Origin of the sequence: Pelomonas sp. BJYL3 (assembly GCF_027257975.1) — a bacterium.
In the GTDB taxonomy this organism is placed as follows: domain Bacteria; phylum Pseudomonadota; class Gammaproteobacteria; order Burkholderiales; family Burkholderiaceae_C; genus Roseateles_B; species Roseateles_B flavus.
This window is the reverse complement of record NZ_JANZKX010000001.1, coordinates 41,148-61,252: the sequence shown is the minus strand read 5'-3', so window position 1 is coordinate 61,252 and position 20,105 is coordinate 41,148. Positions and strand designations below refer to the sequence as shown.

Here is a 20,105-nt window from a genome sequence, read left to right as displayed (position 1 = left end):
GACAAAGAGACCGGCCTGGGCGCCGGGACAGCATGAACCTCATCCAACAAGGGTCCTTTTTAACCCTGCACTACCGTCTGGCCGGTCCTGACGGTGCCGACATTGTCAATACCTTTGACGACAAGCCTGCCACCCTGTCCCTGGGCGCCGGCCAGTTGGCGCCGGCCATCGAGGCCCGGCTGATCGGCCTGGCCGAGGGCACGCACACCCGTTTCGAGCTGGCTGCCGGCGAGGCCTTTGGCGAACGCAACCCGGAGATGCTGCAGCGCGTGAAGCGCGCCCTCCTGGACGAGCTGGGCGATCCCGACCAGACCTATTCGGTGGGCGATGTGATCGAGTTCCCGACGCCGGACGGCAAGGGCAGCTACGCCGGCCTGGTGCGCGAGCTCGGCGAGGACTGGCTGCTGTTCGACTTCAACCACCCGCTGGCCGGCCAGCCGGTGAGCTTCGAAGTCCAGATCATCGGGGTGCTGTGATGAGTGAGCAGGCCCTGCAATCCCTGGGAGAAGTCCTGCTGGCCGAGCCCCGCGGCTTCTGTGCCGGCGTGGACCGCGCGATCGAGATCGTCGAGCGCGCCCTGCAGAAGTTTGGCGCTCCTATCTATGTGCGCCATGAGATCGTGCACAACACCTTCGTGGTCAACGACCTCAAGGCCAAGGGCGCGATCTTCATCGAGGACCTGGCGGACGTGCCGCCGGGCGCCACCCTGATCTTCAGCGCCCATGGCGTGAGCCAGGCGGTGCGCCAGGAGGCGGCCCAGCGCGGCTTCCAGGTCTATGACGCCACCTGCCCGCTGGTCACCAAGGTGCATGTGGAAGTGGCCAAGCTGCATCGCGAGGGCTATGAGTTCATCATGATCGGCCACAAGGGGCACCCCGAGGTCGAAGGCACCATGGGCCAGCTCAGCGATGGCATCTACCTCGTGGAAGAAGCGGCGGACGTGCCCCATGTGCGCGTGAAGGACCCCGCCCGCCTGGCCGTGGTCACCCAGACCACGCTCAGCGTGGACGACGCCGCCGAGATCCTGGCCGCCGTGAAGCAGCATTTCCCGCTGGTGCGCGAGCCCAAGAAGCAGGACATCTGCTATGCCACCCAGAACCGCCAGGATGCCGTCAAGCTGCTGGCGCCGCAGGTGGACGTGGTGATCGTGGTGGGCAGCCCCACCAGTTCCAACAGCAACCGCCTGCGCGAACTCGCCGAGCGCCTGGGCACGCCGGCCTATATGGTCGATGGCGCCGAGGACCTGCAGGCCGCCTGGTTCGAAGGCCGTCAGTGCGTGGGCCTCACGGCGGGCGCCTCGGCCCCAGATGTGCTGGTGCAGGCCGTCATCGCCCGCCTGCGCGCGCTGGGTGCCACCACCGTGCGCAGCCTGCCGGGCGTGGAGGAGCATGTGCGCTTCCCGCTGCCCCTGGGCCTGGGCGACAAGTCCATGGCCGAGCACGCCGCGTCCCGATCTTGACGCTGGCCGCTCCCTGACGGCCACACGGCCCCTTTTTCGCCCGGGCGCGCCTGAGTCGGCCGGCCCGCTGCCTAGAATTCCCTCCCTGAGACGAGGACCCCCATGCTTGACCTGACCCTGTTGCGCAAGGACCTGGACGCCGTGATCGCGCGTCTGCAGACCCGCAAGAATCCCCAGACCTTCCTGGACGTCGAACGCTTCAAGGCCCTGGAGGCCGAGCGCAAGGCCGTGCAGACCCGCACCGAAGAGCTGCAGGCACGCCGCAATGCGCTGTCCAAGCAGATCGGCATGAAGAAGGGCAAGGGCGAGGACGCCTCGGCCGAGATGGCGGAGGTGGGCGGCATCGGCGACGAGCAGAAGGCCGGCGCCGAGCGCCTGGATGCCATCCAGCAGGAGCTGCTCGCCATGCTGATGAGCGTGCCCAACCTGCCGCATGAGTCGGTGCCCGCGGGTGCCGATGAATCGGGCAATGTCGAGGTGCGCCGCTGGGGCACGCCCAAGACCTTCGACTTCGAGCTGAAGGACCACGTGGACCTGGGCGCTCCCCTGGGCCTGGACTTCGAGACCGGCGCCAAGCTCAGCGGCTCGCGCTTCACCTTCCTGAAGGGCCCGGCGGCCCGCCTGCACCGCGCGCTGGCGCAGTTCATGCTGGACGTGCAGACCGCAGAGCACGGCTACACCGAGTGCTACACGCCCTACATCGTCAACCGCGAGGTGCTGGAGGGCACCGGCCAGCTGCCCAAGTTCAAGGAAGACATGTTCTGGGTGCTGCGCGGCGGTGACGACGAAGCGGCGGAGCAGTACCTGATCTCCACCTCGGAGATCTCGCTGACCAACACCGTGCGCGAGCAGGTGCTGGATGCGGCCCAGCTGCCCATCAAGCTGACGGCCCACAGCCCCTGCTTCCGCTCGGAGGCGGGCAGTGCAGGGCGCGACACCCGCGGCCTGATCCGCCAGCATCAGTTCGACAAGGTCGAGATGGTGCAGATCGTCCATCCCGAGAAGAGCTACGAGGCCCTGGACGAGATGGTGGGCCATGCCGAGGCCATCCTGCAGAAGCTGGGCCTGCCTTACCGCGTGATGAGCCTGTGCACGGGCGACATGGGCTTTGGCGCTGCCAAGACCTTCGACCTGGAAGTCTGGGTGCCGGCGCAGGGCGTGTACCGCGAGATCAGCTCCTGCTCGAACTGCGAGGCCTTCCAGGCGCGCCGCATGCAGGCCCGCTTCAAGAATGCCCAGGGCAAGAACGAGCTGGTGCACACGCTCAACGGCTCCGGTCTGGCCGTCGGCCGCACCCTGGTGGCCGTGCTGGAGAACTACCAGAACGCCGACGGCAGCATCACGGTGCCGGAAGCGCTGCGCCCCTATCTGGGCGGCCTGGCCCTGCTGAAGGCTTGAACTTTTTTCGCCTGCCTGGCTGAAATTGCTTGGTGGGTCGAAAAATGTCGCTATACTAGCGGGCTTACTCGCAAACAACCACGCGAGCACCGAATCAGGAGAGGTGGCAGAGTGGTTGAATGTACCTGACTCGAAATCAGGCGTACGGTATCCCCGTACCGGGGGTTCGAATCCCCCCCTCTCCGCCAGATGCCTTGTGAATCAAGGACCTAGAAGCCGGCCCAGCGCCGGCTTCTTTGCTTTGTGGCCCGCATTTCCGAAATCCGGTTCCGTCAGTGATGATGGCCCTCGCTGCCCTGCGGCCGCGGGCAGGGCAAGAACGGCGGAAGCGGCGGAAAGCGCATGCCCTGGCGCACTGGGCTTGCGGCAATCATGGCAGCGGTCTTCTGCGCGTCTGGCGTGCAAAACTTGGGTCCCGGCGGGCGTTTGCGCGGGCTGGCCCCGTAGTGCGAGGGACTGTCATCCTCTATCGTCCGCGCTTGAATTCCCCTGCCAGGCGCGCCCGATGGCCTTGAAGTTGTTGCTGCTGATCGCCCTGGCGTGGCCTGGGCTGCTGTGCCAGGCGGCCGAGCCTCCTGCTGCGCCGGTGGCGGTCAGGGCCTCGAACGGAACGCTGGAGCGGCTGGTCTGGGCGGGGGCGCCCTATGCTCCCATGGTCATCCGGGAAGGATCGCTGCGCGGGCGCGGCTATGTGGATCGCATGCTGGCCGAGGTGCTGCAGCCCGGCCTGCCGCAATACCGCCACGAGACCCTGCATGTGTCGCCTACACGCCTGGACCGTGAGCTGCGGGAATCGGACCAGGCGGTCTGCAGCCCGGCCTTCAGCCGCACGGCCTCGCGCATGACGCGCTATGCCTTCACCTCGGCCATCTTCCGCTTCCTGCCCGTGGGCGTGGTCATGCGCAGAGACCATGCGCTGGCGCCGGCGCCGCGCCTTGACCCGCAGCCGCTGTCCCTGCAGGCACTGTCCCTGCAGGCACTGCTGGACCGCGGGGTGCGCCTGGGTCTCGTGGGCTATCGAGCCCATGGCGGGATGGTGGACCTCATGCTGGGTGCCCATGCGGCCCAGGTGCAGCGCTTCGTGCTGAACACCTCCAACCAGTCCGTGCTGGCCATGCTGGCCCGCGCGCATGCCGTGGATGCCACCCTGGTCTACGAGTTCGAGCTCAGCTACTTCGTGGCCCTGCAGCCCGAGCTCGGCAAGCAGCTGGCCTGGTGGCCGCTGGAGGAGCTGGACGAATCCCAGCTGTCCTACATCGCCTGCTCCGTCAGCCCGGCCGGGCGGCGCGCCGTGCTGGCCATCGATCGCCTGCTGGCGCAGCCCGGCGTGCGCGAACGGCTGCAGGCCCTCTATGAGCAATGGCTGGACGAGGGCAGCCGAAGGCGCCTCAAGGAGTTGCGCCTGCGCATGGGGCCGCTGTTCTGGCGGGATCCGCGGGACTGAGGGAGGGGCAGGTCCGGCTTATCCCTCCTTTGGGGGCCCCCTAAAGAGTCCCCCTGCTCAACCCTGCCCGGGAGGACAGTGGGGACTGCGGCCTGAAGCCTGGGTCGCGATGGAGCTGGTCATGCATTTCAAGGAAGTCGACTGCGGGAACTACCGGATCTTCGCTGGCGCCATCGAGCGCACGCGAGCCTACGGCTATGTGGCCGCCGTGGTAGTGATGCGCCTGGAGCAGGGGCGGCCGCAGCACGAAGTGTTCAGGGACGAGAACATGGCGGGTGGCTACGGCTGGCCCTCCCCGGCGGAAGCCCTGCGCCACGCGGTGCGCGAAGGGCAGCGGGCCGTGAGCAGCCGCGCACCGCAGAGGCCCTACGGCGCCGTGGTGGCCTGAGCAGGCCAGACACATCCCGATACCCCTGGGCGCCCCTGGACACCCCTGGGGCCGGCGAGCGTATTTCAGGCTTGCCATACCGTCGCTCATCGCCTCCTTGGGGCTGGCGCCTTGGTGAGGGCTCCGCGGGCGGCTATCGTCTCGCTCCATGCAATCGGAGAAGATGCCCCGCCCGCCCGTGCCCAGCCATGCTGAAGCCCGGCGCGCCTTCTTTGCCGAGCTGAATCCGCGCCGAGTCGGGGTCGCCCTGGCATTGGGCGCCGTGGCCGCCGGCTTCCTCAATTCCATCTTCATCACGCCCTTTCCGGTCCTGCTGGGCCGGACGCTGTTCGTCGCCATCCTGGCGCTGATCGCCTTTCTTGCGGCCGGGCAATGGCCCAGGCGCCTGCCCCGCTGGATCGAGCGCTGGCTGCTGCAGGTGATGGTCGTGGTGCTGGCAGTGCCGGTGGGCACGGCCATCGTCTACCTGGCCGCGGTGGGCGGGGATGTCGATCGGCTGCTGCAGAGCGAGGGCCGCATCCTGGGCTTCCAGTGGATCGTGGGTTCGGGGCTGCTGCTGGGGCCGCTGATCGCACTGGGCGCGCTGTACCGCCAGCGTGACGCCGAGGCGCGCTCCCAGGCCTTGCGCTTCGAGCTGGAGCGCAGCGAGCTGGAGCGCCGCGCGCTGGATGTCCGCCTGCGACTGCTGCAGGCGCAGATCGAACCCCACTTCCTCTTCAACACGCTTGCCAATGTGCGCGCGCTGGTGGAGACGGGCTCGCCGCAGGCCGCGCCGGTGCTGCACAGCCTGATCGCCTATCTGCGTGCGGCCATGCCCCGGCTGCACGATGAGCTGGCCACGCTGGGCGATGAGCTGGGGCTGGTACGCGCCTACCTGGACCTCATGCACCTGCGCATGCCCGACCGCCTGCAGTTCAGCATCGAGGTGCCCGCCCCGCTGCACAGCCTGCGCTTCCCCCCCATGGCCTTGCTGACCCTGGTGGAGAACGCCGTGCGCCATGGCATTGACCCCAGCGAGGAAGGCGGCCGCATCGTGATCAGCGGCGAGCACCAGGGGGCACGCGTGGTGCTGGGTGTCACGGATACCGGCGTGGGCCTGGCGCAGTCCATGGGCACGGGCACGGGCCTGCGCAATCTGCGCGAGCGCCTGCAAGTGTTCTACGGGCCCTCGGCCTCGCTGGATTTGGCAGAGAATCAACCGCACGGCCTGCGTGCCCAGATCCAGTTCAGCCCATGATTGCCGCCACCGCCCTGATTGCCGACGACGAACCCCTGCTGCGCGAAAGTCTCAGCCGGGCCCTGCAGCAGCACTGGCCCGAGCTGACGGTGGTGGCCACTGCCCGCAACGGGCGCGAGGCGGTGGAGCTCTTCGAGATCCACACGCCGGACATCGTCTTCCTGGATGTGCACATGCCCGGCGTCAATGGCGTCGAGGCGGCGCGCCAGATCGGCCGCCGCGCGCAGCTGGTCTTTGTCACTGCCTACGAGCAGTATGCGGTGCAGGCCTTCGAGCAGGGGGCCCTGGACTATGTCGTCAAGCCGGTCGACCCGGCGCGCCTGGGCGACACCGTCGAGCGCCTCCAGGAGCGCCTGCGCCAGCAGCGCGCGGGGCAGTCGCCTGCGGCGGCCGGATTGGAGTCCATGATCGAGCAACTGGCCCAGCGCCTGGTGCAGGAGGGCAGCCTGCCTGCGGCCGCCCCGCGCGCCGCACCCGCCGCCAGCAGCTATCTCCAGTGGATCCGCGCCTCGGTGGGCAGCACGCTGCGCCTCATCCCGGTCGAGCAGATCCTCTTCATGCGCTCCGACGAGAAGTACACCCTGGTGGTCTGGGAGGAGGGCGAGGCCTTGATCCGCACGCCCATCCGCGAGTTGATCGAGCAGCTCGATCCTCAGAACTTCGTGCAGGTGCACCGCTCGGTGGTGGTCAATCTGCACGCGATCAGCCACGTGACTCGTGGCCCCAATGAAACCGCGGACCTGCACCTGAAGAAGCGCAGCGAGGTCTTGCCGGTCAGCCGCAGCTACCTGCACCTGTTCCGGCAGATGTGAGCCCGGCGGACCGCGTCTCCTGACGCCGTCCGGCAAGCCTCGCTGGCTTCGATTCGGGGGCGGCGCCTCAGCGCGGCGCGGACTTGCCGTCCACCACCACGGTCTCGAGCCGCCAGACCACGGGCGTCTTGCCTTCCGGCGTGAAGAAGAGGGCGTCGACGACGCCGACCAGCGCCATCAGCAACAGGACCACCAGTAGTGCCGTGTGCAGGCCGCTGTCGGAGAACTCATGCAGGGACTTGCTGGTCATGATGCGCTCCCGCCCTGCTGTGCAAGGGGCAGGGCTGATCCGACTGTAAGCCATGGCCGGCTTCGCTTCCAGTGCAGGCCTGGCGCGCGCATGAAAAACGCGACCCGGGGGTCGCGTCGTCTGGGACCGGAGGCGGTCGCCCGGGTCAGATCGCCTCGGTGCGGGTCATCAGCCAGGCCAGGGCCGGGCCCTGCACCAGGGGGCTGAGGCGGCGGCGCACTTCGGCGTGGTAGCGGTTGAGCCAGCCGGTCTCCTCGGCAGTCAGCAGGCTGGGCTCGATGCAGCGGGTGTCGATGGGGCACAGCGTCAGCGTCTCGAAGGCCAGCATCTCGCCGAAGGCGCCGTTCTCCGGCGTGGCATGAGGCACGTTGAGCACCAGGTTTTCGATGCGCACACCCCACTGGCCGGGGCGGTACACGCCCGGCTCGATGGAGGTGATCATGCCCACCTCCATCGCCATGTTCGGGTCCGGCAGGGCCTTGGAGATGTTCTGCGGACCCTCGTGCACGTTCATGAAATAGCCCACGCCGTGGCCGGTGCCGTGGCCGTAGTCCAGGCCGTGCGTCCACATCGGCGCGCGGGCAATGGCATCCAGCATGGGGCCCAGCGTGCCACGGGGGAACACGGCGCGGGACAGTGCGATCGTGCTCTTGAGCACGAGGGTGTAGTCCCGCTTCTGCGCGGCGCTGACCTCGCCAATGGGCCAGACGCGCGTGATGTCGGTGGTGCCGCCGAGGTACTGGCCACCGGAGTCGATCAGCAGCAGACCCTTGCCCTCGATCACCGCATGGGCGGCGGGCGTGGCACGGTAGTGGGGCAGGGCGCCGTTGGCATTGAAGCCGGCGATGGTGGAGAAGCTCAGGCCCACGAAGCCGGGGCGCTTGGCGCGCTCGGCGCTGAGGCGTTCGTCGATGGTGAGCTCGGTGATGCGCTCGCGGCCCAGGGCCTGTTCGAACCAGGCGTAGAACTCGCACATGGCCGCGCCATCCTGCTCCATGCACTCGCGAACGAAGGCGGCTTCGGCCTCTGTCTTGCGGCTCTTGAACAGGGTGCTGGGGTTGATGGCCTCGACCACGGCGCAGCCGGCGGGCACGGCCTCGCGCAGGCCCAGCGTCACGCGGCGGGGGTCCATCAGCACCACCGCGCCGGCCGGCAGCCCGCGCAGGGCCGCGCCGGCTTCCTCGTAGCGGCGCAGCTGCACGCCGTCCGCGGCCAGTCGGGCGGCGATGTCGGCGGGGATCTTGCCTTCGGCGATGAAGATCGTGGCCTGGGTGCTGTCCAGCAGGGCGTGGGCGATGAAGACGGGATTGCACTCGACGTCGCTGCCACGCAGGTTGAAGAGCCAGGCCACGTCGTCGACGCTGGAGATGAAGTGGTGGCTGGCGCCATGCCGGGCCATGGCGGCGCGCACATCGGCCAGCTTGGCGGCGCGGCTCACCGTGGCCTGGGGCGCCAGGTGCTCGTAGACCGGTGCGGCGGGCAGCCCCGGGCGGCCGTCCCAGACGGCCTGAACGATGTCGCGGCCAGTGGCCACCTGGATGCCCTTGGCACCCAGCACGGCGCGCAGCTGGTGCGCCAGGCCCAGGCCCAGCACCTGGCCGTCCACGGCCAGCGTCTGCCCGGTCTGGAGGGTGCTGCCGATCCAGTGCATGAAATCGGGAGACACGGCGCTCATCACCTTGACCAGCTCGATGCCGGTGCCGGCCAGCTCAACCTCGGCCTGCGTCCAGTAGCGGCTGTCGGCGAAGAGGGCGGCGCGGTCCAGGCCGATCACCAGGGTGGCGACCGAACCCGTGAAGCCCGACAGCCACTGGCGGGCCTGCCAGCGCTCCGGGAGGTATTCGGAAAGATGCGGATCGGCCGAGGGCACCAGCAGGGCGTGGGCGCCGGCAGCGCGGAGCTCGTCTCGAACGCGCGCGATGCGCAGGCTGATCTCGGAAGTGCGGGTGTCCATGGCTGTCTCCGGAGGCTGGATCGGCGTCATGGGCCGATCCTGGATGGCGCGGGAAGGTCGTCGGCGGCGCGCAGGTCGTGCACGTCGCGGAAGCCAGGCATTCTAGAGATATGCCAGCGTCCGGCTATTCGTCAGGGGTGAACAGCCCTTCGTATCTGCAGGAAGCGGCCGGAATGCGCACAGAACAGCCCGGACGGCCGGGCGGCGGCGGGAGGGCTCCGGGCTGGGGTGTCAGCCCCGGGCAGTCTGGAGCGTGGGGCCGTTGCAAGGGGCGACCGCCGCGGCAGACGCGACCTCCGGGGCCGGTTCGGCTGCGGCGCGCGTGGGGGCCAGGCCGCTCAGGAGGCCGGCCAGGGTGCAGGCGGCGCTGATCAGCAGGGACAGGGTCTTGGCATTCATGGTGCGTTCCTCCGTAGGGGATGAACGTACTGTGCCGGGGCCCGCCCGCGCCCGCCGCTCCGGTGCGGCGAATGGCGGGCTGGGCGGCTCGGTGGCAGGCCCGGGCGGTGAACGGCGCCCCGGCCCCCGGGGCGAACGTCAGAGTCAGAGCTCGGTGCGCAGGGCCCACAGCTCGGGGAAGAGCACGGTGTCCAGCATCTTGCGCAGATAGCTGACCCCGCCCGTGCCGCCCGTGCCGCGCTTGAAGCCGATCACCCGCTCCACCGTGGTGACGTGGCGGAAGCGCCAGAGGCGGAAGGCGTCCTCCATGTCGACCAGCTCCTCGCCCATCTGGTAGAGGTCCCAGTGCGCCTTGGGGTCGCGGTAGACCTGCAGCCAGGCCGCCTTGACGGCTTCGCTGGCAGCATAGGGCTGGGTCCAGTCGCGATCGGTGTGGCTGGCGGGCACGGCGATGCCGCGGCGGGCCATCAGGCGCAGCACCTCGTCGTACAGCGACGGCGCCTTGAACGCCTGCTCCACGTCGGCCAGCAGGTCCGGCCGGTGCGCATGCGGGCGCAGCATGGCGGCGTTCTTGTTGCCCATCAGGAATTCGATCTCACGGTACTGCCAGCTCTGGAATCCGCTGCTGTTGGACAGATACGGCCGGATGGCCGTGTACTCGGGCGGCGTCATGGTGGCCAGGACGTCCCAGGCGTTGACCAGCTGCTCCATCACCCGCTCGACGCGGGTCAGCATCTTGAACACCGCCGGCAGTTCATCGCGCTTCAGGTGGTCCACCGCCGCATGCAGCTCATGCAGCATCAGCTTCATCCACAGCTCGGAGGTCTGGTGCTGGATGATGAAGAGCATCTCGTCGTGCTCGGGCGACAGCGGATGCTGCGCCGACAGGACCTGGTCGAGCTTCAGGTAATCGCCATAGCTCATGTCAGCGGAGAAGTCGAGCTGGGCGCCTTCTTCCTGGACGACAGCTTCGCCGCGAGCGCCGGCGGAGTGGTAAGGGCAGGTCATGTCACAGAGGCCTTCGAATTGAATTGGGGTTGTCGCCACTCGCTTGTTTCAAGCACCTGACGCAGGTGCTCGACGGCGTCGAAGACGTCCGTGAAGCGGAGGTAAAGAGGGGTGAAGCCGAAGCGCAGGATGTGAGGCGTGGCCTCGAGCTGCTTCGGGTCTCCGGCTCTGAAATCGCCAACTACACCGCGCGAGATGAGAGCCTGGACGACAGCATAACCTGCTTCTTGCAGGGGGGATTCCAGCCGGAGGCAGACCTGGCTGCCGCGATGGGCGGCATCGCGGGGCGAGGCCAGGCGAACACCCAGATCGCGGAACCCGCCCTGCGCCCCTGCTGCCTTGATGCCGCAGCGCGTCTCGACCAATTCGATGAAGAGCTCGGTCAGCGCGATGGACTTGCGGCGCAGGGCCGGCATGCCGCCCAGGGGTTCGCTGGCCAGGAAGACGTCGACGCCGCATTCCAGTGCGGCCATGGAGAGAATGGCCGGCGTGCCGCAGATGTAGCGGCCGATGCCCGGCGCCGGCGTGTAGTTGGGCGTGAACTGGAAGGGCGCCGCATGGCCCAGCCAGCCCGACAGCGGCTGCCAGAAGCGGTCCACATGGCGGGGGTGGGCCCACACGAAGGCCGGGGCGCCGGGGCCGCCGTTGAGGTACTTGTAGCCGCAGCCAATGGCGAAGTCGGCGTCTGCGCCTTTGAGGTCCACCGGCACGGCGCCGGCCGAGTGGGCCAGGTCCCAGATCACCAGCGCACCGGCGGCATGGGCCAGGCGGGTGAGGCCGGCCATGTCGTGCTTGTAGCCGCTGCGGTAGTTGACCTCGGTGAGCATCAGCACGGCCAGCTCGGCGTTGATCAGGCCGGGCAGCTCGTCCACATGGTCGAAGAGCTTCAGCGTGTAGCCGTGCTGGGCGGCCAGGCTCTCGGCGATGTAGAGGTCCGTCGGAAAGTTGCTGCGTTCCGAAAGGATCACGCGGCGCTCCGGATGGTCCTGGCCGGCGATGCGCAGGGCGGCGGCCAGCACCTTGTAGAGGTTGAGGGAGGTGGAGTCCGCCACCACGACCTCGTCCTCGCCCGCGCCGACCAGCCAGGCGATCTTGTTGCCGATGCGCCGGGGCAGGTCCATCCAGCCGGCGGTGTTCCAGCTCTTGATGAGGTCCGTGCCCCACTCCTGGCGGATCACCTGCAGCACCCGCGCCTCGGTGGCGGCGGGCAGCACGCCCAGGGAGTTGCCGTCCAGGTAGATCACGCCCTCCGGCAGCACGAAGTGCTCACGCAGGGGGCGCAGGGCATCGGCGGCGTCCAGGGCCTGGCAGTCTTGTCTTTGCTTCATCAAGAGAGCTCCTTCAGAGTTCGCGCAGCACGGCGCGCACGGGTGAGGCACAGGCGCCGGCCAGCTTCAGGGGCAGGGCCAGCAATTCATAGTCGCCCGCAGGCACCTCGTCCAGCACCAGGTTCTCCAGCACGCGCAGGTTGGCGCGCAGCAGCTGCTGGTGGCTGTCCAGGGACTTGCTGGTGGCAGGGTCCACGCTGGGGGTGTCCAGGCCGATCAGGCGCACGCCGCGTGCGGCCAGCCAGGCCACGGTTTCCGGTGCGTAGGCCGTGAAGTCCTCGCGCCAGGCGGTGTCCGCCCGCTCGCAGGTGCGCACCAGCACGCGGGCGGGCAGGCCCTCGGCGGCATGGGCGACATGCTCGACGCGGATCAGCGGCCCGCAGCCGATGGCATGGATCACCCGGCAGGGGCCCAGGTAGGCGTCCAGGTCCACCGAGGCGATGTCGGCCGCCTCGTTGGCGTAGTGCAGCGGCGCGTCCGCATGGGCGCCCACATGGGGCGACATGGTCAGCGCGCTGAGGTTCACCGGGCACTGGGGCGAGAGCCGCGCCGTCCATTGCAGGCGGTAGGGCTCGTCGCCGGGGAAGATGGGTGCGTCAGGGTGAACCAGGGGGGAGATGTCCCAAAGCTTTTTCATGGGCGTCTTTCGTCAACGGCGCGCACCTTAAGGGGCTTTGCAGGGGCGTGGTGTCGGTTAATTCCAACAAGGCTTGCGTGGCGACGCGAAGCGGGTCCGCAGTCGTCAGACGCCCGGGAATGTCCGTAGTCTGGCACATTCCAAAAATAATTGACACCTAAACTATCGATGCCTAAAGTGCGTCGCAGACCAGCTTGGAAGGCGAGGGACATCATGCGCATCACCTGCATCGGCGGCGGCCCCGCGGGCCTCTATTTCGCCCTCCTGATGAAGAAGCAGGACCCGTCCCATCAGGTGCGGGTGCTGGAGCGCAACAAGCCCGGTGACACCTTCGGCTGGGGCGTGGTCTTCTCGGACCAGACCCTGGCCGGCCTGCGCGAGGCCGACCCGCAGACGGCCGAGGAGATCCTCACCGCCTTCAACCACTGGGACGACATCGACGTCCACATCGGCGGCCGCACCATGCGCTCCAGCGGCCACGGCTTCTGCGGCATCGGCCGCAAGAAGCTGCTGAACATCCTGCAGGCACGCTGCGAGCAGCTGGGCGTGGAGCTGGTCTACGAACATGAGCAACCGGACGACGAAGGCATTGACGCCGACCTGATCATCGCCAGCGACGGCCTCAACAGCCGCATCCGCAGCAAGTACGCCGCCACCTACCAGCCAGACATCGACCTGCGCCAGTGCCGCTTCGTCTGGCTGGGCACCGAGAAGCTCTTCGACGCCTTCACCTTCGACTTCCAGAAGACCGAATGGGGCTGGTTCCAGGCCCATGCCTACCAGTTCGACGGCACGCACAGCACCTTCATCGTCGAGGCGCCTGACAGCGTCTGGCAGGCTGCCGGCCTGGACCGCATGGAGAAGGAGGAGGGCATCGCCTTCTGCGAGAAGCTCTTTGCCAAGGTGCTGGATGGCAAGGCGCTGATCTCCAATGCCTCTCACCTGCGCGGCTCGGCGCAGTGGATCCGCTTCCCGCGCGTGGTGTGCAGGACCTGGGTGCACCGCCGCGCCGACGGCGTGCCGGTCGTGCTGATGGGCGATGCAGCGCACACCGCGCACTTCTCCATCGGCTCGGGCACCAAGCTGGCCCTGGAAGACGCCATCGCGCTGGCCCGCGACATCGGCGAGGCTAAGGGCGCGCTGGAACCGGCCCTGGCAGCCTACCAGGCGAGCCGCTCCATCGAGGTCTTGCGCATCCAGAACGCCGCGCGCAACAGCACCGAGTGGTTCGAGAACATCGAGCGCCATGCCCAGCTGCCGCCCGAGCAGTTCGCCTATTCCCTGCTGACCCGCTCACAGCGCATTTCGCACGAGAACCTGCGCCTGCGCGATGCGGCCTACGTTGGCGGCTACGAGGCCTGGCTGGCCGAGCGATCCGGCCTGCCGAAGCAGGCCGTGCCGCCCATGTTCACGCCCTTCACCTTGCGCGGTCTGACGCTGAAGAACCGCGTGGTGGTCTCACCCATGGCGCAATACAGCTGCGAGGCCGGTGTGCCGGGCGAGCATCACCTGGTGCACCTCGGCGCGCGTGCCATGGGCGGCGCCGGCCTGGTCTTCGCCGAGATGACGGCGCCCAGCGAGGACGGCCGCATCACGCCCGGCTGCCCGGGCCTCTACACCAACGAGCAGCAGGCGGCCTGGACCCGGATCGTCCGCTACATCCACACACACAGCAGCGCCAAGGTGGCGATGCAGCTGGGCCATGCCGGCGCGAAGGGCGCCACGCGCCTGGCCTGGGACGGCATCGACCAGCCGCTGCAGGAGGGCGCCTGGCCGCTGATCTCGGCCTCGCCGCAGCAGTACCTGGAGGGTGTCAGCGCCTGGTCACGCGCCATGACGCGCGACGACATGGACCGCGTCCGCGAGGACTTCATCTCCTCGGCCCAGCGTGCCGCTGCAGCCGGCTTCGACTGGCTGGAACTGCACTGCGCGCACGGCTATCTGCTGTCCAGCTTCATTTCGCCGCTGACCAACCGTCGCACTGACGACTACGGCGGCTCGCTGCAGAACCGCCTGCGCTTCCCGCTGGAGGTTTTCACCGCCTTGCGCGAGGTCTGGCCGCAGGACCGGCCGATGTCCGTGCGGATCTCCGCGCATGACTGGGTGGAGGGCGGCATCACGCCGGAGGATGCGGTGCAGATCGCCGCGGCCTTCAAGGCTGCGGGGGCCGACCTGATCGATGTGTCCTCGGGCCAGGTCAGCAAGGCCGAGAAGCCGGTCTACGGCCGCATGTGGCAGACGCCCTTCTCCGAGAGCATCCGCAACCGCGTGGGCATCGCCACCATCGCGGTGGGCGCCATCAGCGAGGCGGACCACGTCAACAGCATCATCGCCGCCGGCCGTGCGGACCTCTGCGCCGTGGCCCGCCCGCACCTCGCCAATCCGGCCTGGACCCTGCATGAAGCCGCGAAGATCGGCTACACGGCCGGCCCGGGCCTGGACTGGCCCAGGCCTTATCTCTCGGGCAAGGGCCAGCTGGAGAAGGAGCACGAACGCCAGCGAGCCCAGGCGGCACAGGGCGCCGGGCTGTCCGCGCTGGAGCAGGCCAACCGGGCGATGGGGGTCTGATCATGGCAGCGTCGAAGGCCCTGGACCTGCATGAACGCCACGCCGTGGTGACCGGAGGCGGCAGCGGCATCGGCCTGGCGATCGCCCGGCAGCTGCTCGCCGCGGGCGCCCGCGTGACCCTGATGGGCCGCGACGGCAGCCGCCTGGCCACCGCCGCGCAAGACCTGACCCCGCCCGCGCTGGAGCGCCTGCACACCGAGGTCTGCGACGTGGGCGAGGAAGCGAGCGTGCAGTCGGCCTTCGCCCAGGCCGTCGAGCGCATGGGCGCCGTGGACATCCTGGTCAACAACGCCGGCCAGGTCGAGACCGCACCGCTGACCCGCACCAGCCTGGCCCAGTTCCAGCAGATGCTGCAGGTCAACCTCACCGGTACCTTTCTGTGCAGCCGCGAGGTGCTGCCTGCCATGCTGGCGGCGCGCCAGGGGCGCATCATCAACGTGGCCAGCACCGCGGCACTGAAGGGCTACGCCTATGTCGCGGCCTACTGCGCGGCCAAGCACGGGGTGCTGGGCCTGACGCGGGCGCTGGCGGCCGAGGTGGCGCGCAAGGGCGTCACCGTCAACGCCGTCTGCCCCGGCTATACCGAGACGGAGATCGTGCAGCGCGCCGTCGAGAACATCGTCGCGAAGACCGGGCGCAGCGCAGACGAGGCCCGTGCCGAGCTGGCGGCGGCCAATCCGCAGGGGCGCCTGATCCAGCCGGACGAGGTCGCCCTGCAGGTGCTGATGCTGGCCAGCCCGGGCGCCGTCGGCATCAACGGCCAGGCCCTGGCCATTGACGGTGGCGAGTGCGTGACATGAGCCGGCCGCACCAAGACGCACCGGCCGAGGCGCTGCCATCCGAGCAGGCTGGCGAGGCCGCGCTGCTGGGCCCGGACCTCGAGTCCCGCGTGGTCGACGACGACCACCAGGCGCTCAAGCTCTGGCTCCGTCTGCTGGCCTGCACCACACGCGTCGAGGACCAGATCCGCAACCGCCTGCGCCAGCAGTTCGACACCACCTTGCCCCGCTTCGACCTGCTGGCCCAGCTGGAACGCCATCCGGAGGGGCTCAGCATGCGCGAGCTCTCGCAGCGGCTGATGGTGACGGGGGGCAATGTCACCGGCGTGGTGGACCAGCTGGAGGCCGAATCCCTGGTACAACGCCAGCCCCATGCCAGCGACCGCCGCTCCTTCACCGTGACCCTCACGCCCACCGGCCGCCGCCTCTTCCGCCGTATGGCGGCCACGCACGAGGCCTGGGTGGTGGAGCTGCTGGGCGGCTGGAATGCCGCGCAGAAGGGCGAGGTCTACAACCTGCTGGCCCATCTGAAACTCCATCTGGCAGGGCTCGATCAGGCCCGGCCTTCAGGCAAGGCAGGCAAGCCAGCCAAGGCATCCGCCGCGAGTCCGGCCCCGCGCCGCAAAGGAAGTCCATGAGCAAACCCATCAGTTCCCATCTGGCCAACGGCAACAAGATCAGCCTGGCCGGTTTCACGCCCGAGCACTTCCGCTGGGAGCAGCGCGGCGCCGTCGGCCTGGTCACGCTGAACCGGCCCGAGCGCAAGAACCCGCTGACCTTCGACTCCTACGCCGAGCTGCGTGACCTCTTCCGCAACCTCAGCTACGTGGACGAGATCAAGGCCATCGTGGTGCAGGGCGCGGGCGAGAACTTCTGCTCCGGCGGCGATGTGCACGAGATCATCGGCCCGCTGACCCAGATGAGCATGCCCGACCTGCTGGCCTTCACCCGCATGACGGGCGATCTGGTCAAGGCCATGCGGGCCTGCCCGCAGCCGGTGTTCGCGGCCATCGATGGCGTCTGTGCCGGCGCGGGCGCCATCATGGCGATGGCCTCGGACCTGCGCGTGGCCACGACCCGTTCCAAGACGGCCTTCCTCTTCACCCGCGTCGGTCTGGCCGGCTGCGACATGGGCGCCTGCGCCATCCTGCCGCGCATCGTGGGCCAGGGCCGCGCCTCGGACCTGCTCTACAGCGGCCGTTCGCTGGGCGGCGAGGAGGGCCTGCAGTGGGGCTTCCACAACCGCCTTGTCGAGCCCGACGACCTGCTGGAGCACACCCTGGCCTGGGCGGCCGAGATCGCCACCGGCCCCAGCTTCGGCCATGCGATGACCAAGCGCATGCTGCACCAGGAATGGAGCATGGGCGTGGACGAGGCCATCGAGGCCGAGGCGCAGGCACAGGCCATCTGCATGATGACGCAGGACTTCCATCGCGCCTATCACGCCTTCGTGGCCAAGCAGCGACCCGTCTTCGAAGGTGATTAGGACCACCCCGTACCGGCTTCGCCGGCCCCCTCAAGGGGGCGAGGGCGAGGGCCCGGCGGAGCCGCATCCCCGCCCTCCGTGCGGTGGTGTGAGTGATGCAAAGGATGAATCGATGAATGATGATCGTGCGGCGTTGAGGCATCTGGCCTGGCCCTTTTTCGAAGAGCGGCATCGGGCGATGGCCGTGGGGCTGGAGGCCTGGTGCGGCGAGCATTTGCATGCGGGGCATGGGGCGGATGTCGATGCCGAATGCCGGGCGCTCGTGAAGGCGCTGGGGCAGGGCGGCTGGCTGCGGAACGCGGTGGCGGGCACGGCCCTGGGCGGGGCGGCGGAGGTGATCGACACGCGGTCCATCTGCCTGCTGCGGGAGACGCTGGCGCGGCATCATGGCCTCGCTGATTTCGCGTTCGCGATGCAGGGCCTGGGCAGTGGGGCGATCTCGCTGGCGGGGACGGCGGCGCAGCGCGAGCGCTATCTGCCGCGCGTGGCCGCCGGCGAGGCGCTGGCCGCCTTTGCGCTGTCGGAGCCCGCAGCGGGGTCGGACGTGGCCGCCATGCAGTGCAGCGCCGTGCTTGACGGCGACGACTACGTGCTCAACGGCGAGAAGACCTGGATCTCCAACGGCGGCATCGCCGATTTCTACGTGCTCTTCGCCCGCACCGGCGAGGCGCCGGGTGCGCGGGGCATCTCGGCCTTCATCGTCGATGCGGGGCTGCCGGGCTTCGAGATCGCCGAGCGCATCGAGGTGATCGCGCCGCATCCGCTGGCCCGCCTGCGCTTCACGAACTGCCGCGTCCCGCGCAGCCAGATGATCGGGGCGCCCGGCGAGGGCTTCAAGATCGCGATGCGGACGCTGGACGTGTTCCGCACCTCGGTGGCCGCCGCCGCGCTGGGCTTTGCACGCCGCGCGCTGCAGGAAGGCCTGAGCCAGGCGCAGTCCCGGCCCATGTTCGGCGGCCACCTGGCCGACCTGCCGCTGGCGCAGGCCAAGCTGGCGGACATGGCTTGCGGCGTGGACAGCTCGGCCCTGCTGGTCTACCGCGCCGCGTGGCAGCGCGACCAGGGTCAGGGCATCACGCGCGAGGCCGCCATGGCCAAGCTGATGGCCACCGAGACGGCGCAGCAGGTCATCGATGCCGCGCTGCAGCTGCACGGCGGGCGCGGCGTGCGCAGCGGGGAGATCGTCGAGTCCCTGTATCGCGAGATCCGCGCCCTGCGCATCTACGAAGGCGCCAGCGAGGTGCAGCAGCTGATCATCGGGCGGGACCTGCTCAAGAACGGCTGATCAGCCGCCCGCCCCGCCCACGATTCCGGACGACCACACAAAGACCACGAGGAGACCGTCCATGCATCGCAGTGCCCACACCGACACCTTTGCCCGGGACCGGCTGCCGCCGCCTGAGCAATGGCCCGATCTGCTGTTCGATCTGCCCGCGCTGCAGTTCCCAGAGCGCCTCAATTGCGCCAGCGAGCTGCTTGATGCCTGGGTGGACCGGGGCCTGGGGGACAGGTCTTGCCTGACGGGCGCGCGCCACCGCTGGACCTATGCCCAGCTGCAGGCCGAGGCCAACCGCATTGCCCACGTGCTGGTGCAGGACATGGGCGTGCAGCCCGGCAACCGCGTGCTGCTGCGCGGCGGCAATTCGCCCATGCTGGCGGCCTGCTGGTTCGCCCTCCAGAAGGCTGGCGCGATCGCCGTGGCCACCATGCCCCTGCTGCGGGCCAAGGAGCTGGGCCAGATCGTCGACAAGGCCAAGGTCACGCATGCCCTGTGCGATGCGGCCCTGGGCGAGGAGCTGGCGCGGGCGCAGGCGGAGCATCCGGTGCTGCAGCGGATCGTGCACTATCACTCGGAGGCTGCAGACGGGCTGGAGGCGCTCGCGGCAGGCAAGCCCGGGCAGTTCCAGAACGTGGACACCGCCTCGGACGACGTCTGCCTGATCGCCTTCACCTCCGGCACCACGGGCCAGCCCAAGGGCACCATGCACTTCCATCGTGACGTGATGGCCATCTGCCGCTGCTGGCCGCCGCACTGCCTGAAGGCCACGGCGGAGGACGTCTTCATCGGCTCGCCCCCGCTGGCCTTCACCTTCGGCCTGGGTGGCCTGGTGCTGTTCCCGATGAGCGTGGGCGCCTCCAGTGTGCTCCTGGAAAAGGCGACGCCGGACGTGCTGCTGGGCGCCATCGCCCAGCACCGTGCCACCGTGTGCTTCACCGCGCCCACCAGCTACCGGGCGATGGCGGGGCAGGTGGGCCAGCATGACCTGACGTCGCTGCGCAAGTGCGTCAGCGCCGGCGAGGCGCTGCCGGCGGCCACGCGAGCGCTGTGGAAGGAGGCGACGGGCATCGAGCTGATCGATGGCATCGGCGCCACGGAGATGCTGCACATCTTCATCTCGCATGGCGAATCGGACGCCCGCCCGGGCGCCACCGGCCGCGTGGTGCCGGGCTACCAGGCCTGCGTGCTGGACGAAGAGGGTCAGGTCTTGCCACCCGGCTCCATCGGCCGCCTGGCGGTCAAGGGTCCAACGGGCTGCCGCTACCTGGATGACGAGCGCCAGCGCAACTACGTGCTCAAGGGCTGGAACCTCACCGGCGATGCCTACCTGCAGGATGCCGACGGCTATTTCGTCTACCAGGCCCGCACCGACGACATGATCATCTCCGGTGGCTACAACATCGCCGGGCCCGAGGTGGAGGCCGCCCTGCTGGCCCATCCGGCCGTGGCCGAATGCGGCGTGATCGGCCAGGCGGACGAGGAGCGCGGGCAGATCGTCAAGGCCTTCGTGGTGCTGCGCCCCGGCCACGAGGCGGGCCCCGAACTGGTGCGCCAGTTGCAGGACTACGTCAAGGCGACGATCGCTCCCTACAAGTACCCCCGTGCGATAGAGTTCCTGCCCAGCCTGCCGCGCACCGAGACCGGCAAGCTGCAGCGCTTCAAGCTGCGCCAGCCCTGAG

The 20,105-nt window shown here is 69.0% G+C and carries 19 protein-coding genes and 1 tRNA gene; 14 read left to right on the top strand and 6 right to left on the bottom strand.

The genetic code is table 11. The features are described 5' to 3' along the window. The first annotated feature begins 32 nt into the window (after positions 1 to 32). From O9Y01_RS00260 to O9Y01_RS00225, 8 genes are all read left to right on the top strand, one after another. Positions 33 to 476, top strand: a complete 444-nt coding sequence (locus O9Y01_RS00260) for an FKBP-type peptidyl-prolyl cis-trans isomerase (RefSeq protein ID WP_269629496.1) — start codon at positions 33 to 35, stop codon at positions 474 to 476. Further along, entirely contained in the window at positions 476 to 1,459 is a 984-nt protein-coding gene (gene ispH, locus O9Y01_RS00255; RefSeq protein ID WP_269629495.1) for a 4-hydroxy-3-methylbut-2-enyl diphosphate reductase, read from the top strand. Before O9Y01_RS00260 ends, ispH begins: the two co-directional genes overlap by 1 nt. Positions 1,460 to 1,561: 102 nt before the next feature. Further along, positions 1,562 to 2,857: a serine--tRNA ligase gene (serS, locus tag O9Y01_RS00250; RefSeq protein WP_269629494.1), complete on the top strand. Its 1,296-nt coding sequence runs from the start codon at positions 1,562 to 1,564 to the stop codon at positions 2,855 to 2,857. A gap of 97 nt (positions 2,858 to 2,954) precedes the next feature. Then, a tRNA-Ser gene (locus tag O9Y01_RS00245) sits at positions 2,955 to 3,045 on the top strand. A 317-nt stretch (positions 3,046 to 3,362) separates the two neighbouring features. Then, on the top strand, positions 3,363 to 4,301 hold the full coding sequence (locus tag O9Y01_RS00240) for a hypothetical protein (protein ID WP_269629492.1): 939 nt from the start codon (positions 3,363 to 3,365) through the stop codon (positions 4,299 to 4,301). A gap of 121 nt (positions 4,302 to 4,422) precedes the next feature. Further along, on the top strand, positions 4,423 to 4,689 hold the full coding sequence (locus O9Y01_RS00235; RefSeq protein WP_269629491.1) for a hypothetical protein: 267 nt from the start codon (positions 4,423 to 4,425) through the stop codon (positions 4,687 to 4,689). 163 nt (positions 4,690 to 4,852) lie between these two features. Then, entirely contained in the window at positions 4,853 to 5,926 is a 1,074-nt protein-coding gene (locus O9Y01_RS00230; protein WP_269629490.1) for a sensor histidine kinase, read from the top strand. After that, positions 5,923 to 6,738 carry a LytR/AlgR family response regulator transcription factor gene (locus tag O9Y01_RS00225; protein WP_269629488.1) on the top strand — a complete coding sequence of 272 codons (816 nt, stop codon included), beginning with the start codon at positions 5,923 to 5,925 and terminating at the stop codon, positions 6,736 to 6,738. The genes O9Y01_RS00230 and O9Y01_RS00225 overlap by 4 nt, the downstream gene beginning before the upstream one ends. Positions 6,739 to 6,805: 67 nt before the next feature. On the opposite strand, the gene O9Y01_RS00220 is transcribed toward O9Y01_RS00225, so the two are convergent. The 6 genes from O9Y01_RS00220 to kynB form a co-directional block, all read right to left on the bottom strand. Next, positions 6,806 to 6,988 (bottom strand): hypothetical protein, encoded by a 183-nt coding sequence (locus tag O9Y01_RS00220; protein ID WP_269629487.1) that lies wholly within the window; start codon positions 6,986 to 6,988, stop codon positions 6,806 to 6,808. Positions 6,989 to 7,133: 145 nt separating this feature from the next. Beyond that, positions 7,134 to 8,942, bottom strand: coding sequence for an aminopeptidase P family protein (locus O9Y01_RS00215; RefSeq protein ID WP_269629486.1), 1,809 nt, complete (start codon positions 8,940 to 8,942; stop codon positions 7,134 to 7,136). Positions 8,943 to 9,173: 231 nt separating this feature from the next. Beyond that, entirely contained in the window at positions 9,174 to 9,341 is a 168-nt protein-coding gene (locus O9Y01_RS00210; RefSeq protein ID WP_269629485.1) for a hypothetical protein, read from the bottom strand. A gap of 144 nt (positions 9,342 to 9,485) precedes the next feature. After that, positions 9,486 to 10,349, bottom strand: coding sequence for a tryptophan 2,3-dioxygenase (gene kynA / locus O9Y01_RS00205; protein ID WP_269629484.1), 864 nt, complete (start codon positions 10,347 to 10,349; stop codon positions 9,486 to 9,488). After that, entirely contained in the window at positions 10,346 to 11,677 is a 1,332-nt protein-coding gene (kynU, locus tag O9Y01_RS00200; RefSeq protein ID WP_269629483.1) for a kynureninase, read from the bottom strand. The genes kynA and kynU overlap by 4 nt, the downstream gene beginning before the upstream one ends. Positions 11,678 to 11,690: 13 nt before the next feature. After that, a complete protein-coding gene (gene kynB / locus O9Y01_RS00195; RefSeq protein WP_269629482.1) occupies positions 11,691 to 12,314 on the bottom strand; it encodes an arylformamidase in 624 nt (207 codons plus the stop codon). Between the two features lie 213 nt (positions 12,315 to 12,527). Here kynB and O9Y01_RS00190 point away from each other — a divergent pair, with 213 nt between their 5' ends. The 6 genes from O9Y01_RS00190 to O9Y01_RS00165 all read left to right on the top strand — a co-directional run bounded on the left by O9Y01_RS00190 (position 12,528) and on the right by O9Y01_RS00165 (position 20,104). Further along, positions 12,528 to 14,882 (top strand): bifunctional salicylyl-CoA 5-hydroxylase/oxidoreductase, encoded by a 2,355-nt coding sequence (locus O9Y01_RS00190; protein WP_269629481.1) that lies wholly within the window; start codon positions 12,528 to 12,530, stop codon positions 14,880 to 14,882. A 2-nt stretch (positions 14,883 to 14,884) separates the two neighbouring features. After that, complete coding sequence (locus tag O9Y01_RS00185; protein WP_269629480.1) at positions 14,885 to 15,682, top strand: SDR family NAD(P)-dependent oxidoreductase; 798 nt, start codon at positions 14,885 to 14,887, stop codon at positions 15,680 to 15,682. After that, positions 15,679 to 16,299 carry a MarR family winged helix-turn-helix transcriptional regulator gene (locus O9Y01_RS00180; protein ID WP_269629479.1) on the top strand — a complete coding sequence of 207 codons (621 nt, stop codon included), beginning with the start codon at positions 15,679 to 15,681 and terminating at the stop codon, positions 16,297 to 16,299. Before O9Y01_RS00185 ends, O9Y01_RS00180 begins: the two co-directional genes overlap by 4 nt. After that, positions 16,296 to 17,147, top strand: a complete 852-nt coding sequence (locus O9Y01_RS00175; protein ID WP_269629478.1) for an enoyl-CoA hydratase family protein — start codon at positions 16,296 to 16,298, stop codon at positions 17,145 to 17,147. The genes O9Y01_RS00180 and O9Y01_RS00175 overlap by 4 nt, the downstream gene beginning before the upstream one ends. A 112-nt stretch (positions 17,148 to 17,259) precedes the next feature. After that, the gene (locus O9Y01_RS00170) at positions 17,260 to 18,432 is read left to right on the top strand and encodes an acyl-CoA dehydrogenase family protein (protein ID WP_269629477.1); all 1,173 of its coding nucleotides are present in this window, start codon (positions 17,260 to 17,262) and stop codon (positions 18,430 to 18,432) included. A 61-nt stretch (positions 18,433 to 18,493) separates the two neighbouring features. Continuing rightward, positions 18,494 to 20,104: an AMP-binding protein gene (locus O9Y01_RS00165; RefSeq protein WP_269629476.1), complete on the top strand. Its 1,611-nt coding sequence runs from the start codon at positions 18,494 to 18,496 to the stop codon at positions 20,102 to 20,104. The last annotated feature ends 1 nt before the right edge of the window (position 20,105 follow it).